Consider the following 15,252-nt stretch of genomic DNA (forward strand, 5'->3'; position numbering starts at 1 on the left):
TGCCGGTGCCGGTGCCGGCTCTGCGGCCGGTGGGCGTTGCGACGGCCGCTGGAACTTGCTCACCGGTGCCGGACCCGAGGGTGCGGGCTCCTCGGTGGGTTGCAGCTGCGGTCGCGTCGGATCCGCGGCTGCCTGGGCGACGGCTGCTTGCTCTCCCGCCGGAAGGGTGACGTCCAAGCGGCGTTCGACGCGTTCGAGTCGTTGCAGCACCGCCGATTCCGCATCGGATGCCGAGGGCAGCAACATGCGGGCGCACATCACTTCGAGCAGCAGACGCGGGGCCGTGGCACCACGCATCTCGCCGAGTCCCGAGTGCACGATCTCGGCGTACCGAGTGAGCGTCGCCGAACCGAGCAGATCGGCCTCGTCACGCAGTCGCTCGAGTACGTCGCCCGGCACGTCGACCAAACCGCGTTCTCCGGCGTCGGGCACGGCTTTCATCAGGATCAGATCGCGCATGCGATCGAGGAGGTCGATGGCGAAGCGACGTGGGTCGTGGCCGGCGTCCATCACCTTGTCGACGGTGCCGAACAGTGCGCCGCCATCGCCCACGGCCAATGCGTCGACGGCCTCGTCGATGAGTGCGACGTCGGTGACGCCGAGGAGCGAGAGTGCTCGCGGGTACGTGACGCCCTCGGGCCCGGCTCCGGCCAACAGTTGATCCATGACGCTGAGCGAGTCACGGGGCGATCCGCCGCCGGCGCGGATGACCAACGGGTAGACCGCATCCTCGACCGGGACCTGTTCCTGGCCACAGATCTTCTCGAGCAGAACGCGCATAGTGGATGGCGCGAGCAGCCGGAACGGGTAGTGGTGGGTACGCGAGCGGATGGTGGGGAGCACCTTCTCGGGCTCGGTGGTCGCGAAGATGAAGACGAGGTGCTCGGGCGGTTCCTCGACGACCTTGAGCAGCGCGTTGAAGCCTGCCGGGGTCACCATGTGTGCCTCGTCGATGATGAAAATGACGTAGCGCGACTCGGCCGGGGCGTACACGGCCTTGTCTCGCAGATCACGCGCATCGTCGACGCCACCGTGGCTGGCCGCGTCCATCTCGACGACATCGAAGTTGCCCGGTCCGCCTGGGGCAAGGGCGACGCAGGAGTTGCAGACGCCGCAGGGCGTCGATGTCGGACCTTCGGCGCAGTTCAGCGATCGGGCGAGGATGCGCGCCGAGGAGGTCTTTCCGCAGCCGCGCGGCCCGGAGAAGAGGTAGGCGTGGTTGATTCTGTTGCTGTCCAACGCCACGCTGATCGGCTCGGTGACGTGCTCCTGACCGACGACCTCGGCGAACGTCGCGGGACGGTACTTCCGGTAGAGGGCCACGCCCGAAAGGGTACCGGCGACCACGGACACAGTTGCATCGCCGGTCATCGTTGGCCGGTTGATACCGCTCTGATGTTCATGATGGCGAAGCTCTCGCGACTGCCGGTCGATTCCGAGAGCGCGTACAGCCAATGTCCGTCCTGCAGCGCATCCGAGATCGCGTGCCGCACGATGGCTCCTCTGGAGTTCTGGTAGTCGATCGAGACGGGGGGTGCCGCGCGCTGCGGCGTCGGTCAACAGATCCAGCTCCCGCGGCAGCAGCCGGCTGTGCGAATCCAGTGCAGACCGCACTCGTGCCTCGTCGACGGTTCCGCTGCTGCCGGCCAGCAGGAGCCGCGCGACTTCGCGTGGTTCGCGTCGGTGCCGTGCCGGGTGGACGGCACGATGCGTCGGTCGGGTATCGCCCGTACGGATCCGAGGTGCGCTGTCGAGTTGGAGTTGCCCGGTGTCGGAGTGCCGCACCGGGGAGTATCCATGCCTGCGAAGCACGGCGATGGTGTCGATCGGCGTGGCCGAACTGACCAGGACGGTGGGAGCGAGGCGCTGGAACTGCAGTACGGCCAGGGACTCGTCGCTCTCGATGTTCGTCAGCAGGACGACGTCCTCGGAGACGATGGCGCAGGGGATCCTGCGCACGGCCAGCGCGCCGTAAGTGCGCCAGCAGTCTCGAATCGTGTAGCCCAGAGCCTGAGGCACCTCGGTGTCGGCCATCGCGGTCAACGCATCGATCAACTCCTCGCCGGTGCCGCCGGCGTCGAAGAAGCCTCGGATGGTCGCCGGGGTGAACCGCCAGACCGACGCCACCTCTCTGGACTCGGGCTGCGCGGCCGCGCCGAGTATCGACGCCACCTCGGTACTCGGTGGTCCGGTCACCACCGCCGTTGAATCGGGCAACAGCCGAACGGAGAACGGAACCCACTCGGCCATGTCCTGCAACTGTGCGGCCAGTGCCGCACGAATTTCGCGAGGGTCGCCGTCTCGACCCGAGGGGAACTCGACGAGAGTGCGGCACAGATCGGTCGGTGCACCGTCGGCCAGTATCCCGAGCCGACCGGCCTCCAGCCACAGTGCGTGCACGTGACCGGGTCCGGCGCTCGTCGAGACGACCGGGATGTGCCAGTCCAGGTACCCGGCGAACTCCTCGGACCTGTGCAGAATCGTCACCGGTGAGTCGGCGGCCTCGTATCGGAGCAGAGCTGTCAGCGCCGTCGCGCGCAGGTCGGCTGCAGCGGGGTCGTCGAGCATCTTCTTGAGCACGGGAACGGTTTTCTGCGACGCACGGGGCACTCGGTGGGTGGGCGTGAACGGCGAAGTCCACCACGCAGTCACCAGCGTGGCTGCCTGTTCGGCTCGGCTGCTCGTCCGCCATGCCTCGTAGGCCGAGGTCAACGCGACGCCGGTCTTCCCGCGTTCGGCCAGCAACCCGGCTTCGCGTGCCAGCATCAGCATCAACGCGGTGTCGTGTTCGTCGGCGAATACCAGCCTGCTCGTCAACGACCGAAGCGTCTTGGCACTGATGCCACCGGTCTTCATCGTCGTCAGGCCGTCGGCGTCGACAGCCGTCAGCAACGCCTGTGTGTGTTCGCAGAACTGCAACAGGGCGATGGAACGAGTGCGCCGCACGTCGTCGTGTGGGAGCACTCGGGTGTCGAGGGCCGGAGGCGTGAGTTCGATGGGCAGACGCCACCCGACCCCTCGCAGGGCGATACTCACCTCCAACGGCATCTCGACGCGGTGCCCGTCGAGGCGATACAACAATCCCCGCTCGAACGCGGCTGCACCGGCAGTCGGAGGAACATCGAAGATCAGTGACACCGGCTTGCCATCGACAAAGCGCGACAACATCTCTCGCATCTCCTCCGGCCCGCCGTCGAACAGTGCGCGGATGCGCTCGGGCGTCATCGCAGTTGCAACGGAGTCGGCGCGCGTTCCTCGCTCGAGCGCCGGGTCGATACCGAGGAGCGACAGCACAGCCAGCCGGTCCTGCTCGACGGCGCAGTGCAGGAACAGCTTTCGCTGCCTGCGGGCAAGTCCGAACGGATGCGAGAACACCCCGGACAGGTCGATGGGTGAATATTCGACGGTGCCTGCGCCGAGCGAGGAACGCGGCCAGATCAACCCGTAGGCCGTCAGTGTGGCGAGAGCTGCATCGATGTGCGGTGTCTCGTTGATCGACCCCTCACTCGCCCAGTGCCCGATCTCGCGCGGCTCAGATCGCCCATGAGAGCGAACAATTCGAGCAGAGCGAGCGCGCCGCTGTCGAGTCGACGCGGCAGCATCGACACCCGAGACGGGTCACCGAGCAGCTGCGCGAGCAAGCCGAACGAGCGCGGTGGCGGGTCGGTGGCCACGTCCGGCCGACGGTGCAGCAGATCGGTCAGTGCGTCCTCGTCCAGAGACGCCAGCCAGCCCTCGTACGTCCCGATACTGTCGGTCATCTCGCCCCCCGGTGAAAGTTCTGGTCACTGTAACGACCGGCACCGACAGACTTATTTGTTCTTGGCTGCGGCTTTCGCTGCCTTCTTGAACTCGCGCACCTCGAGCAGCGATTTCTCGTCCACCACGTCGGCGATGGATCGACGCGCACCGTCGTCGCCGTACGCTCCGGCGGCCTTGCGCCACCCGTCGGGCGTGACGCCCATCTGCTTGCCGAGCAACGCGAGAAGATGCGTGCCTTTTGATCGCCGTAGCCGGGGAGAGCTTTGAGTCGCTTCAGCACTTCGGCACCGTCGGGATCGTCGCGAGTCCAGATCTCCTGCGGCTTCCCGTCGTAATTCTCGACCAGGAACGCCGCCAGCCCTTGGATGCGCTTGGCCATCGAACCCGGGAACCGATGGACGGCTGGGGTCTGCGCGCACAGGGTCGCGAATTCCTCGGGATCGGCGTCGGCGACGGTGTCGACCTTCAGGTCGCCGAGACGGTCGACGAGCTTCTTCGGGCCAGCGAACGCCGATTCCATCGGCACCTGCTGATCGAGCAGCATGCCGATCAACAGCGCGAACGGATCCTCGGCGAGCAGTGCGTCGGCCTCAGGGTCGCCGACGAGGTGCAGTGTGCGAGACATGCGATCGATCCTGCCACGGTGGATGTCGATCTGTGACCGGGGCGCTACAGAACCGTATGCACTCCTTCACACCAGCCAGATCACCAGCGACATGGCGAGAAACGACACCAGCTGATAGCTGCAGTTGATGAGCGTCAGCTTGGGGGGTTTCAGCTCGAAGGCATTGTGCTGAAGCAACGTCGTCGCAGAGAACGCTATCCACGTGACCAGGCCGACGAGCACTGCGACCCACACTGATTCATTCTCGAAAGCCGACGATGCAACGCTGATGGCGATTGCCAGACCCACGGCAGTGATGCTGTTGGCGACAAGAAGCTGCACCATGTTTCTTGTGCTGGCGTTCTTGGACTGTTGCGGGGTGATGCCGGTCAGTTGCCACCACGGGGCAACGAAGACCTTGCCGTACCAGATGCCGGCTACACCCATGCCTGCCACGATTGCGAGCACTACGCCGAGCCAATTCAGTTCCATGTGCTCCCCCTTGTTCGAACAAGCTCCACACGTCCCGTTCATCGTGTCGCGAAGCGCGCTGCTTCCGTGCGGTTCTGGGCTCCGAGTTTGGTCAAGACATTCGACACGTGCACGCTGACGGTCTTGACGCTGATCACGAGCCGCTCGGCGATCTGTTTGTTGGTGTATCCCTCGCCGAGGAGTTCCAGAACGTCCCACTCACGACGAGTCAACAGGTCCGCACCCACGGGCCGACGCGCATCGCCGAGTCTCACGGTGGCCCCGAGTCTGTCGTAGATCGCGATGGCCTCATCGGCCGCGTGTGCGGCGGCCGACCGGTCACCGGCCACCTCGAGGGCTTCGGAAAGCGACTGCAGGGCACGGGCACGCTCGAACGGCTGAATTGCGAACGCGTCCACGGCCGCACGCCATGCCGCCACTATCGAGGCAGCATGCCCGTATCCGCAGTTGAGACGCAGGTGACCCAACTCGGCCTCGCCTCGCAGTATCCATGCGGTCGACTCCCAACCGTAGGACGGGCTGGAACTCGCTGTGCGTTCGATGTCGGAGTGCAGGCGTGATCCGATGTCCAGTGCGGCCTGAGCTCCGATGACGGTCGACCCGCGGCGCGCCGCTTCCATCGCCAGTACCGACAATCTGATGCGTCCCCCGAACCATGGGTTGTGCCATTGCGCGCCCACGGTGGCGACAGCGGCTTCGAGGCAGGTGATCACTTCGCCGAACCGCCCGTTGCACAACGCTGTATAGGCAACAGCTGCGCTCGTCAGAATCGTGATGAGGCCATCCTGAGATTCGAAGGGTCGAACGCGTTCGATGTCGGCCGTGAGTTCCTCGTCCCCGATTGCGGCTCGAATCTGAAATCCTGCGCACAGTTGCTCGGCCGAACCCAAAGGTGGTGCGACCGAATCGATCTGAGCCAAGTCGGCAAGGGCCAGTATCCAGTCACCCGAGTAGTAGCGCACGTTCGCAAGCTGGACACGCGCCCCGACGCCGTAGGGCGTCCATTGGCGGCCCGTGGATCGAGCGATCTCGACTGCCTCCTGGAACGATTCCTGGGCCGATAGGAAATTACCGTCGTCGAATTCGACCATTCCGAGATTGAACTTGCTGCGCAGCAGATCCCCGATGTCACCGCTTTCTCGCGCGAGTGCGGCGGTACGAATGAGGAGCGTGCGCGACGCCGCGGGGTCATTGTGGCGTCCGTGTAAGCGCGCCAGCGTAATCCGTGCATCTGCCGACCGCCCCGGGTCGCCGAGGGACTCTGCGATACGCACAGATTCCTCGGCCCAGGCGAGTGACTGATCTTCCCTGCCCAACGAATCGGTTATCCGGGCACCGAGAGCGGTCAATTGCACTCTCCATGGGGCGAATTCCTCCGTGGCCGCGATGATCAAAGCCTGCTCGACGGCCGCCAGGGCCGAATCCTCACGTTCGATCGCCAGAGCCGATGTCGCCTCGGCGTGCAACAAGTCGAGTCGCTCGGGGATCGTCAACGCATCCCCACCCCGTTCCAGTTCGGCGCGGACGACGGAGAGCGCCCGCAGGTCCTGCCCTGCTGTCGTCGACGCCAACGCGTATTCCAACACCAGTGCCGTTTCCGTCGGCTCCCATTGCGGCTGTCGCAGTTCCAGTGCGGCGGCGAGGTGAGCCATAGCCTCAGCAGGTGCAGCCAGCGTCATCGCCTCGCGGCCCGCATCGACGTGGGCTCCGAACGCCTTCGGCAGATCGTGGGCCAATCCTGCGTGTCGAGCCAGATCCGCGGCAGCGCCACGATGTCGGTGTTCGGTGAGCGTATCGACGAAAGTGGCATGCAACCTCGCACGACGACCGGGCAGGACGTCGTCGTAGATGGCCTCGGCCAGGAGCGCGTGGCGAAAGACGTAGTAGAAGTCGGTGGTCTCCACGAGCCGGGCGTCGACGATCTCGCGGATCACGTCTTCGAGCCGGTCTTCGTCCAGACCGGTCACCGCTGCCAGAACCTCGTGCGCGACGCGGGGGCCACCCACCGCCATCGTTTCGGCTACCGACTTCGCCGTGGGCGACAAGGCGTCGAGCCGGACCAGCAGTAGCTCGGCAAGGCCCGGCGGAATCGACGATCCGGGACGCTGGCCGGCAGATACGAGTTCTTCGATGAAAAAAGGGTTGCCACCCGATCGCTCCACGATGACGTCCCGGGATGCCACATCCGTTGCTACGGGAAGCGAATCGAGGAGGCGATACGACGATTCGGCGTCGAGAGCAGTCAGGTCGACTCGACGGACGTAGCTCAGACGTGTCCACTCGGAGAGCGACTGTCGGAGTGGGTGTTTGCGATGCAGATCATCACTACGATACGAGATCACCAGGGAAACATGCGTTTTCGCGAGTCTCGACAGCAGAAATGTCATGAGCTCACGGGTGGAGGTGTCCGCCCAGTGCGCATCCTCGACGATGAGGAGCGCCGAGCGGTCGGCCCCGGCTGCAGTCAGCGCGACGAGGGCAGCATCGAACAGTTCGGTCCGTGTGGTGTGTTGGAGTGGACCGAACAATTCGGTGAACGCGAGATACGGAATACCGACCTCACCGAGGTCCAAGCACCGCCCGACCAGTACCCGAGTTCCGCGTGCTTCCGCATTGCGCCGCAGTTCTGCCAGCAGTCGCGTTTTGCCGACACCGGCGTCACCGGACACGACGGCCGCGGCAGGTACGCCTCGGGCAGCATCGGCGACGACCTGTTCGAGCGCTGCCAGTTCGGCGCCCCGTCCGATCAGAGTGCGAGCCACGCCAACAAACTACGCCGCTCTCGTGGCCGGCGGTCGTTCTGTGCGCGCCTGCGCACTCGGCGGTCGTACGCTCGCAGCGAATCGGCAACACGGCGTTCATGATCGGCCAGGGCATCATAGGTGGAGTGCATGGAACTCACTCTGGCTCCGCCGCACCGTCCACACATCGGACGAGTTCCCTATCTTCGGGCGAACCGTCGTGCGAGCGCCCTAGGGAACAGCCGACGCGATTACCTCACAAGGGACCGGTCAGGTGATCGACACCAACTGGGTGATGTCGTCGAAGGGCAGTGGACCGTCGACGACGGCTCCGACGACGGCGCTGTTGAGGATGATCGATCCGCCGTGGTTGTCGAGGAAGGCGGTGTCGGATGCGTCGCGTCCGGTGGCGATGCGCACCAGGGTCGATCGAGGTGCGAGGCACGTCGCGTCCACCACTCGCCACTGGCCTTCGACGAATGCTTCGGCGACCGCGTGGAAGTCCATGGGGTCGCAGCCCGGTGCGTACACCGCGACCAGTCGCGCGGGGACGTTGACCGCACGCAGCAGGGCCACGACGAGGTGGGTGTAATCGCGGCAGACTCCGGCACCGGCGAGGAGGGTGTCGACCGCGCCGTCGATGGGGTCGCTGCTGCCCGGGACGTAGCTCAGCCGCGCCCCGACCCAGGACGAGACTCGGCGAGCAGTTTTTCGGACGGCGGGTAGGAACCGAATTCCGTTGCCGCGAAACCGAAGAACTTGTCCGCCTCGGAGTATCGACTGGGCCGCAGGTACAGCGAGAGGTCGTAGTCGGAGACCGGTGCAGGCTCGGTGTTGCCGTAGATGGTCGCCGAGTACGACGCCTCGAGCTTGCCGACGTCGGCGTGAATCTTGTGGATGCGGGTGCCGTGAGCACCGCTGATCTCCTGCGCCTCGATCGGCTGACCGTCGAGTGTGAACGAGAGCGCTTCCCACACATCGGTTCCTGGATGAGGTGCGATTGCGATCTGGAACTCGAGGGTGCTGGCCTCGGTCACGTCGACATCGAGGTACGCAGAGACGTCACGTTTCATCGTGCCGATCCTGCCATCTTCGAGCCGTTTGCGCAGACTATGACTCGTCGGTGGGGCGATCGCCGGTCACCAGGAAGATGACTCGTTTGGCGACCTCGACGGTGTGGTCGGAGTATCGCTCGTAGAAGCGTCCGAGCAGCGTGATGTCCACTGCGGCCGGCACGCCGTGCGGCCAGTCGGGTGCAGAAGTCAGCATGAACAGGCTGCGGTGCAGTGCGTCCATTTCCTGATCCTGGATTCGCAGATCGGCGGCGAGTTCGGCGTCTCGGGTTTCGAGTACGCGTTGCGTCGCCTCGGCCTGCGCGACGGCAACTCGACCCATCTGCTCGAACACGCCCTCGACCTCGGGTGGCAGGACGTGCGCGGGGTGGCGACGACGGGCCAGTTCGGCGATGTGCACGGCCAGGCCGCCCATTCGCTGTAGATCGGCGACGATGTTGATTCCGGAGACGACGCGTCGTAGATCGTGGGCAACGGGTGCCTGCAGGGCCAGGAAGCCGAACGCTCCGTGCTCCCACTCGACTGCGAGGATGTCGATCTCTTCGCGGTATTCGATGGTCTGCTCGGCCAGGACGATGTCGGCGGTGAGCAAGGCTCGGGTGGCGTCGACCATTGCCTTCTCGGCAATTCTCGACAGTTCGGACAGATTCGACGCCATCGTGTCGAGCGTCTCCGTATAACTGTCCCGCATGTACTACTCACCCCTACCGAATCGGCCCACGACGCGGGGCCTGTAGGTCTGTTACCCCCGAATGCATCCTTCTACACCAGCTCGGCACTGTGGGAGCCTTTGTCGCATGAACATTGTGAAGTCGGTCATGCTGTTCGCGGTGGCAGCCGTGTTCGAGATAGGTGGGGCATGGCTGGTGTGGCAGGGAATCCGCGAGCATCGCGGGTGGCTCTGGGCGGGAGCGGGCGTGATCGCCCTCGGTGCCTACGGTTTCGTGGCGACGCTGCAGCCCGACGCCAATTTCGGTCGGATCCTGGCGGCATACGGCGGTGTGTTCGTCGCGGGATCACTGCTGTGGGCGATGGTGGCCGACGGCTTCCGGCCCGATCGCTGGGACATCGCCGGATCGTCGATCGCACTGATCGGCGTCGCGGTGATCATGTACGCGCGCTGAGCTGCGCGGGCCGTACATGATCCAGGTGTTGCCGATTCAGCAGTTGGACGGTGCGGGCACTCCGTAGAAGCGGTCCTTGATCCAGTTCTGCGCCTCGCCGAGTCCGAGGATGTCCGGAATCAGATGTCCGGCACCGGAACCCGGGACGATGGCCGGAATCTGCGCGGCGCTCAGCTGCACGGTGGCACCCTTGCCGCACCAGTCACCGGCCAGGCCGACGGCCTGTCCGTGAGGCACGATGTCGTCGGAGGTGCCGGACTGGATCAGCACCGGAGCGTTGGGCGTGCGCTGGCCGATCTTGTTCTTGGCCAGGATCTCCTGAGCTCTCGGCAGCCTGTCGAGTACCACCGAGAGCGGCTCACCGGTCTTGGTGTACTCGTTCGTGCGGTGCAGCCCGACGTTCAGAATCGTTTCTCCCACACACTGGTTCGCCACCAGGTTCAGCATGGCCTTGCCTGCGTCGTTGATGTTCTCGTCGAGCAGCGGCTGGAGATCGGGATCGGAGTTGAGCAGACCGTTCAGGGTGTAGCCGATCACGCCGGTGAGAATGGTGCCGTCGACCTGCTCGAGGGTCTGCTTCAGATCGGCAGGTGGGGCGCCCGCGTAGGTGCCGACCAGATTCATCTCCGGTGCGTACTCCTCCGCGAGTTCCGCTGCAGCAGCGGCTGCTCCACCGCCCTGCGAGTAGCCGTACGCCGCGACCGGGCCGTCCGCGGAGATCTTGGTGCCCTGCAGGTTCTGCGCTGCGCGGGCCGCGTCGAGCACAGCGTGAGCTTCCGATGCGCGGTTGACGTAGGTGTGCGCACCGGGGGTACCGAGGCCCTCGTAGTCGGTGATGACGACGCCGTATCCCTGCGAGAGCAGGGCGTATGCCGCGAGCACCTCGTACTCGACCATGAAGCCGAGCGGCGGGGTGTAGGTGATGACGTTGTTGAGCATCTTCGACGGCGCGCACTGATCGCCCTGGCCCTGGGTTCCCGGGGCGAGGACGACGAGCGGACGCGGGCCGGGCCCGGTCCACGGTGCGGCAGGATCGATGTAGGTTCCCGTGACGGCATTCGCTGCGCCGTTGGAATCGTTGCTGCGATACATGATTCGCGTTGCGGCACCCGGCAGAGGGCCACCGATCCCGGGGACCGACAGAGCGAGATGCGACGGCTCGGACCGGATCACGTCACCCGGGGAGCCTGCGGGCAGCGGGCTCGGCGGTACGTAGAAGTCCGATTCGACGGTCGAACCCGTCGACGATCCAGAGCCCGGGGCTGCAGATGCGATCGGATTGGCCATACCGATGAGCACTGCGGATACCGCCACTGCCGAAAAAATGACACGTGTCGAACGCAACTCGAATCCCCCAACGTCGATCCCCAGCTCCCGAGTACGCGGTACATCGGGTAGCACTCAATTCCGCTAGGGACCCTACGTGATCGATCGCACAACGCAAAGGGTTTCGTGACGTGGACCCTGTTCGTTCAGCGGCGGCGACGGTGCAGCGCCGCTTTGGCCACGTCGACTTCGGCGTCGGTGAAGGGTCGGCCCGGCAGCTCGGTGAGAGGGACTCCGTCCCCGCGGAGACCGTCGAGCAGCACGGTGAAGTAGCGACGCCAGTTCTGGGCATCGACGGAGGTGGAGAACTCGACAGCGGAACCGATCATGCCGAGTATCGGGTAGAAGTCGTTGACCTCGATGTCGGGCCGTAGCTGGCCGGACGCCCGGGTCCGCTCGACGATCTTCGCGAAGAACGGATCTATCCGCTGACGCACCTGTGCGATTCCGTGGCAGCCCTGATCGGACCCGAGAACGACGTCTCCGAGTCCCCGATCGAGTGCCATTCCCGCGCACACATCGCCGAGGAACTGCACCAGCCCGTCCCATGGATCCTCGGCCGCGAGTGCACGCTCGGCGTTCTCGAGCATGTCCACGAGACGCTGCTCGAACACGCCGTCGATCAGCTCTTCCTTGCACGAGAAGCGGCGATAGACAGTTCCGACGCCCACCTTGGCGTGCGCAGCGACGTCGTCGAGCGTGATGTCGATGCCCCGTGAGGCGAACAGCTCGCGGGCCGCGTCGACGATGCGTCGACGGTTGCGCTCGGCGTCCGCACGGAGGGGCTTCGCTCCCGATGTGTCGGCTCTCACACTCATTCGATGTCCGTTTCACCCGATAAGCGGAGGACATTCCTCCACTTCGCTGCTACCTTGTTCTACAACCGGAGGATACACCTCCGCATAGTCGAACCGAGGACTCATGACCACCCTTTCATCGGAGAACGTGGGCGACGCGACGTCGACCACGCCGGCGGACGAACGTGCGCATCGGAATCGCTGGCTGATTCTCGCCACGCTCGGACTGGCCCAGCTCATGGTCGTGCTCGACGCGACCATCGTGAACATCGCGCTGCCCGCAGCCCAGCTCGACCTGGGCTTCGATAATGCCAACCGCTCCTGGATCGTCACCGCCTACGCCCTCGCGTTCGGCAGCCTGCTGCTTCTCGGCGGGCGGCTCAGCGACCTCTTCGGTCGCCGCAACACCTTCCTCATCGGCCTCGTCGGCTTCGCGCTCATGTCGGCGGTGGGCGGCGCCGCCGTCAACTTCGGCATGCTGGTCGCGGCACGCGCCGGTCAAGGCGTCTTCGGAGCTCTGCTCGCCCCCGCCGCTCTGTCACTGCTGGCCACCACCTTCACCGACACCAAGGAAAGAGCCAAGGCATTCGGTATCTTCGGTGCCATCGCCGGCGGCGGAGGCGCACTCGGCCTGCTTCTCGGCGGCGTGCTCACCGAATGGGCGAACTGGCGCTGGAGCCTCTACGTCAACCTGATCTTCGCGGCGATCGCCTTCGTCGGCGGATTCCTGTTCCTGGCCAAGCACAAGGTGGACGTCCGGCCCAAGCTCGACATCCCCGGCACCCTGGCTGTATCGGCTGCACTGTTCTCCATCGTCTACGGCTTCGCACACGCCGAGTCCGACGGCTGGAGCAACGCGGTCACCCTCGGTTTCCTCGCCGCAGGTGTCGTTCTGCTCGCAGTGTTCGTGACCATCCAGATGCGCGTCGAGCACCCGTTGCTGCCGCTGCGGATCGTTCTCGACCGCACCCGTGCAGGATCGTTCCTGGCCGTGTTCGTCACCGGAGCCGGCATGTTCGCGGTGTTCCTGTTCCTGACCTACTACCTGCAGAACACCCTGAAGTACACACCCATCACCACCGGGTTCGCCTTCATGCCGATGATCGCGTCACTGATCCTCACCGCGACGCTGTCGACGGCGCTGATTCTCCCCCGCTTCGGGCCGCGCATTCTGATGACGACCGGCCTGGTCGTCGCCTCGATCGGCATGGCGCTGCTGACGCAGATCTCCATCGACAGCAGCTACGTCACGCACATCCTGCCCGGCCTGGTCATCATGGGCCTCGGACTCGGTGCCACCATGGCCCCGGCCATGCAGGGCGCGATCTCGGGAGTCGACCCGGACGACTCCGGCGTCGCGTCGGCAACGGTGAACACGATGCAGCAGGTCGGCGGCTCGATCGGCACTGCGCTGCTGAGCACCGTGGCCGCCAACGCGGCGACCGGCTACGTCAGCTCCAACCTGGCGACGGCAACCGACGCGGCCTTGCTGCAGGCCAACGCGGAGATCGCCAGCTACACCACCACGTTCTGGTGGGCGTCGGGAATCTTCCTGCTCGGCGCAGTGCTCTCGGCCGTGCTCCTGAAGAACGGACCGTTGCCTTCGGCCCCCGAAGGTGCGGTTGTCGTCGGGCACTGAGTGCCTACGGCAGTGGTGTGGTTATGCGCCCCCTGAGGCACATAACCACACCACTAGCCTTCGAGCAGCTTCTCGGTCGCGGCCAGCAACACGCAGGTCGCGACGCCGTCCATCGACTTCTCCAGCTCACCGAGCGACGGGAAGCTCGGGGCGAGGCGAATGTTCTTGTCTTCCGGATCTTTTCCGTACGGGAAGGCCGAGCCGGCGGCCGTCAGCGCAATTCCGGCGTCCTTGGCCAGCGCGATCGACCGTGCGGCCGTGCCCTCGAGCACGTCGAGGCTGATGAAGTAGCCGCCCTTCGGTTCGGTCCAGGACGCGATCTTCGACGCACCGAGCCGGTCTTCGAGAATCTGCTGCACCAGGGCGAACTTGGGCTTGAGGATCTCGCGATGCTTGGCCATGTGCGCCCGCACGCCCTCGGCATCACCGAAGAAGCGCAGGTGCCGCAGCTGATTCAGCTTGTCCGGTCCGATGCTCTTCTTGCCGAGGTGCTTCTGGTACCAAGCGAGGTTCTCCTCGGAGCTGCCGAAGAAGCTGACGCCCGCACCGGCGAACGTCACCTTCGACGTCGACGCGAACACGAACGCACGATTGGGGAAACCCGCCTCGGAAGCCATGCCGATGACGTCGTACGACGGCGCAAATTCCTCGGTCAGTGGATGCACCGCGTAGGCGTTGTCCCAGAAGAGTCGGAAGTCGGGGGCAGCAGTAGGCATGGTGGCCAACGCGCTCACTACTTCTTCGGAGTAGACGGCACCGGTGGGATTCGCGTAGTTGGGCACCACCCACATGCCTTTGATCTGCGGATCCGACGCCACCAAGTTGGCGATCTCGTGCACGTCCGGACCGTCGGGACCCATCGGAACCGGGATCATCTCGATGCCGAAGCTCTCGGTGATCGCGAAGTGCCGGTCGTAGCCGGGGGCCGGGCAGAGGAAGCGAACGTTCGGTTCGGCCGACCAGGCGCGCGGGGAATCCGGCAGACCGTGCAGCAGCGCCCAGACCACCAGGTCCTGCATGATCTCGAGGCTCGCATTGTTGCCGGCGAGCAAGTTCTTCACCGGGATGCCGAGCAGTTCACCGAAGATGGCGCGCAGTTCCGGCAGGCCTGCGAGGCCGCCGTAGTTGCGGCAATCGGTGCCGTTGCCGTCCTTGTAGTCCGCTCCGGGGAGCGTCAACAGCTCGGCGGCGAGATCGAGCTGCTCGGGGGACGGCTTGCCGCGAGTGAGATCGAGCTTCAGGCTCTCGGACTTGAGCTGCGTGTACTTCGCGCTCTGCCGCTCGTGCTCGGAGGCGAGCTCCTCATGGTTCATCAGACCCAACTGGGTTTGCGCTGGCATGCGGAGCGGCCTCTCGGTGACTGGGTTCCCCGGACAATTCAGATGTCGCTGAAAATAAAGGGGACCCCGCGCACCCGGCAGAGCCCATTGACCCTTGCTGCCTTCCGGCCCTGGGGGAGTTCACAGGATGCGCGCCGCGCGGGATCCATTGGAAAGTGTAGCCGCCTCCCGTCGGGCAACACATCACCACCCTTCGCGCCTCCCGATTTGGGAGATGTTGGGGGTAACCGGGTAAGCTCCCCCACGGAGGATTCGCCTAGTGGCCTATGGCGCTCGCCTGGAACGCGGGTTGGGTTAACGCCCTCAGGGGTTCAAATCCCCTATCCTCCGCCAGAGAAGCCCCCGTGACATGTC

The 15,252-nt window shown here is 65.2% G+C and carries 10 protein-coding genes, 1 tRNA gene, 1 other RNA gene and 3 pseudogenes; 3 read left to right on the forward strand and 12 right to left on the reverse strand.

Translation table 11 applies throughout. The features are described 5' to 3' along the window. The 8 genes and pseudogenes from RHBS_RS30505 to phoU form a co-directional block, all read right to left on the reverse strand. The coding region (locus RHBS_RS30505) for a DNA polymerase III subunit gamma and tau (RefSeq protein ID WP_237669200.1) at window positions 1-1,323 on the reverse strand (1,323 nt) is incomplete at its 3' end. A 546-nt stretch (window positions 1,324-1,869) separates the two neighbouring features. Then, window positions 1,870-3,225 (reverse strand): annotated as a pseudogene (locus RHBS_RS31800) (helicase-associated domain-containing protein); the annotation flags it as partial. A 227-nt stretch (window positions 3,226-3,452) separates the two neighbouring features. After that, entirely contained in the window at window positions 3,453-3,761 is a 309-nt protein-coding gene (locus RHBS_RS13260) for a hypothetical protein (RefSeq protein ID WP_128645774.1), read from the reverse strand. A gap of 51 nt (window positions 3,762-3,812) precedes the next feature. Beyond that, window positions 3,813-4,387 (reverse strand): annotated as a pseudogene (locus RHBS_RS13265) (HhH-GPD-type base excision DNA repair protein). Window positions 4,388-4,453: 66 nt separating this feature from the next. Continuing rightward, a complete protein-coding gene (locus tag RHBS_RS13270; protein WP_128645775.1) occupies window positions 4,454-4,858 on the reverse strand; it encodes a DUF1761 domain-containing protein in 405 nt (134 codons plus the stop codon). A 38-nt stretch (window positions 4,859-4,896) separates the two neighbouring features. After that, on the reverse strand, window positions 4,897-7,620 hold the full coding sequence (locus RHBS_RS31520) for a helix-turn-helix transcriptional regulator (protein WP_128645776.1): 2,724 nt from the start codon (window positions 7,618-7,620) through the stop codon (window positions 4,897-4,899). A gap of 249 nt (window positions 7,621-7,869) precedes the next feature. After that, window positions 7,870-8,672, reverse strand: a pseudogene (locus RHBS_RS13280) (transglutaminase family protein). A 37-nt stretch (window positions 8,673-8,709) separates the two neighbouring features. Continuing rightward, window positions 8,710-9,363 (reverse strand): phosphate signaling complex protein PhoU, encoded by a 654-nt coding sequence (gene phoU, locus RHBS_RS13285; RefSeq protein ID WP_128645777.1) that lies wholly within the window; start codon window positions 9,361-9,363, stop codon window positions 8,710-8,712. Between the two features lie 106 nt (window positions 9,364-9,469). Between phoU and RHBS_RS13290 the strand changes: the two genes are divergently transcribed. Beyond that, complete coding sequence (locus RHBS_RS13290; RefSeq protein WP_128645778.1) at window positions 9,470-9,796, forward strand: YnfA family protein; 327 nt, start codon at window positions 9,470-9,472, stop codon at window positions 9,794-9,796. Window positions 9,797-9,832: 36 nt separating this feature from the next. On the opposite strand, the gene RHBS_RS13295 is transcribed toward RHBS_RS13290, so the two are convergent. Together RHBS_RS13295 and RHBS_RS13300 are read right to left on the reverse strand one after the other, a co-directional pair. Beyond that, window positions 9,833-11,083, reverse strand: coding sequence for a lipase family protein (locus RHBS_RS13295; RefSeq protein ID WP_121872906.1), 1,251 nt, complete (start codon window positions 11,081-11,083; stop codon window positions 9,833-9,835). Window positions 11,084-11,268: 185 nt separating this feature from the next. Then, entirely contained in the window at window positions 11,269-11,940 is a 672-nt protein-coding gene (locus tag RHBS_RS13300; protein ID WP_128645779.1) for a TetR/AcrR family transcriptional regulator, read from the reverse strand. A gap of 103 nt (window positions 11,941-12,043) precedes the next feature. On the opposite strand from RHBS_RS13300, the gene RHBS_RS13305 reads away from it, so the two are divergent. Next, window positions 12,044-13,558 (forward strand): MFS transporter, encoded by a 1,515-nt coding sequence (locus RHBS_RS13305; protein ID WP_128645780.1) that lies wholly within the window; start codon window positions 12,044-12,046, stop codon window positions 13,556-13,558. A 53-nt stretch (window positions 13,559-13,611) separates the two neighbouring features. Here the strand turns inward: RHBS_RS13305 and RHBS_RS13310 are convergent, their stop codons facing one another. Then, window positions 13,612-14,898, reverse strand: a complete 1,287-nt coding sequence (locus tag RHBS_RS13310) for an aminotransferase class I/II-fold pyridoxal phosphate-dependent enzyme (RefSeq protein ID WP_121871977.1) — start codon at window positions 14,896-14,898, stop codon at window positions 13,612-13,614. Window positions 14,899-14,953: 55 nt separating this feature from the next. Continuing rightward, an RNA gene (gene ffs, locus RHBS_RS13315) (signal recognition particle sRNA small type) lies at window positions 14,954-15,048 on the reverse strand. A 95-nt stretch (window positions 15,049-15,143) separates the two neighbouring features. Here ffs and RHBS_RS13320 point away from each other — a divergent pair. Further along, window positions 15,144-15,231, forward strand: a tRNA-Ser gene (locus tag RHBS_RS13320). The last annotated feature ends 21 nt before the right edge of the window (window positions 15,232-15,252 follow it).

The sequence above is a fragment of the Rhodococcus sp. BS-15 genome (assembly GCF_000813105.1).
Lineage (GTDB): Bacteria > Actinomycetota > Actinomycetes > Mycobacteriales > Mycobacteriaceae > Rhodococcoides.

Excerpts from the sequence above, each read along its gene's own strand:
- RHBS_RS13260 (WP_128645774.1), bottom strand. The coding sequence starts at position 3,761 with ATGACCGACAGTATCGGGACGTACGAGGGCTGGCTGGCGTCTCTGGAC.
- RHBS_RS13270 (WP_128645775.1), bottom strand. The coding sequence starts at position 4,858 with ATGGAACTGAATTGGCTCGGCGTAGTGCTCGCAATCGTGGCAGGCATG.
- phoU (WP_128645777.1), bottom strand. The coding sequence starts at position 9,363 with ATGCGGGACAGTTATACGGAGACGCTCGACACGATGGCGTCGAATCTG.
- RHBS_RS13290 (WP_128645778.1), top strand. The coding sequence starts at position 9,470 with ATGAACATTGTGAAGTCGGTCATGCTGTTCGCGGTGGCAGCCGTGTTC.
- RHBS_RS13300 (WP_128645779.1), bottom strand. The coding sequence starts at position 11,940 with ATGAGTGTGAGAGCCGACACATCGGGAGCGAAGCCCCTCCGTGCGGAC.
- RHBS_RS13310 (WP_121871977.1), bottom strand. The coding sequence starts at position 14,898 with ATGCCAGCGCAAACCCAGTTGGGTCTGATGAACCATGAGGAGCTCGCC.
- RHBS_RS13305 (WP_128645780.1), top strand. The coding sequence starts at position 12,044 with ATGACCACCCTTTCATCGGAGAACGTGGGCGACGCGACGTCGACCACG.
- RHBS_RS13295 (WP_121872906.1), bottom strand. The coding sequence starts at position 11,083 with ATGGCCAATCCGATCGCATCTGCAGCCCCGGGCTCTGGATCGTCGACG.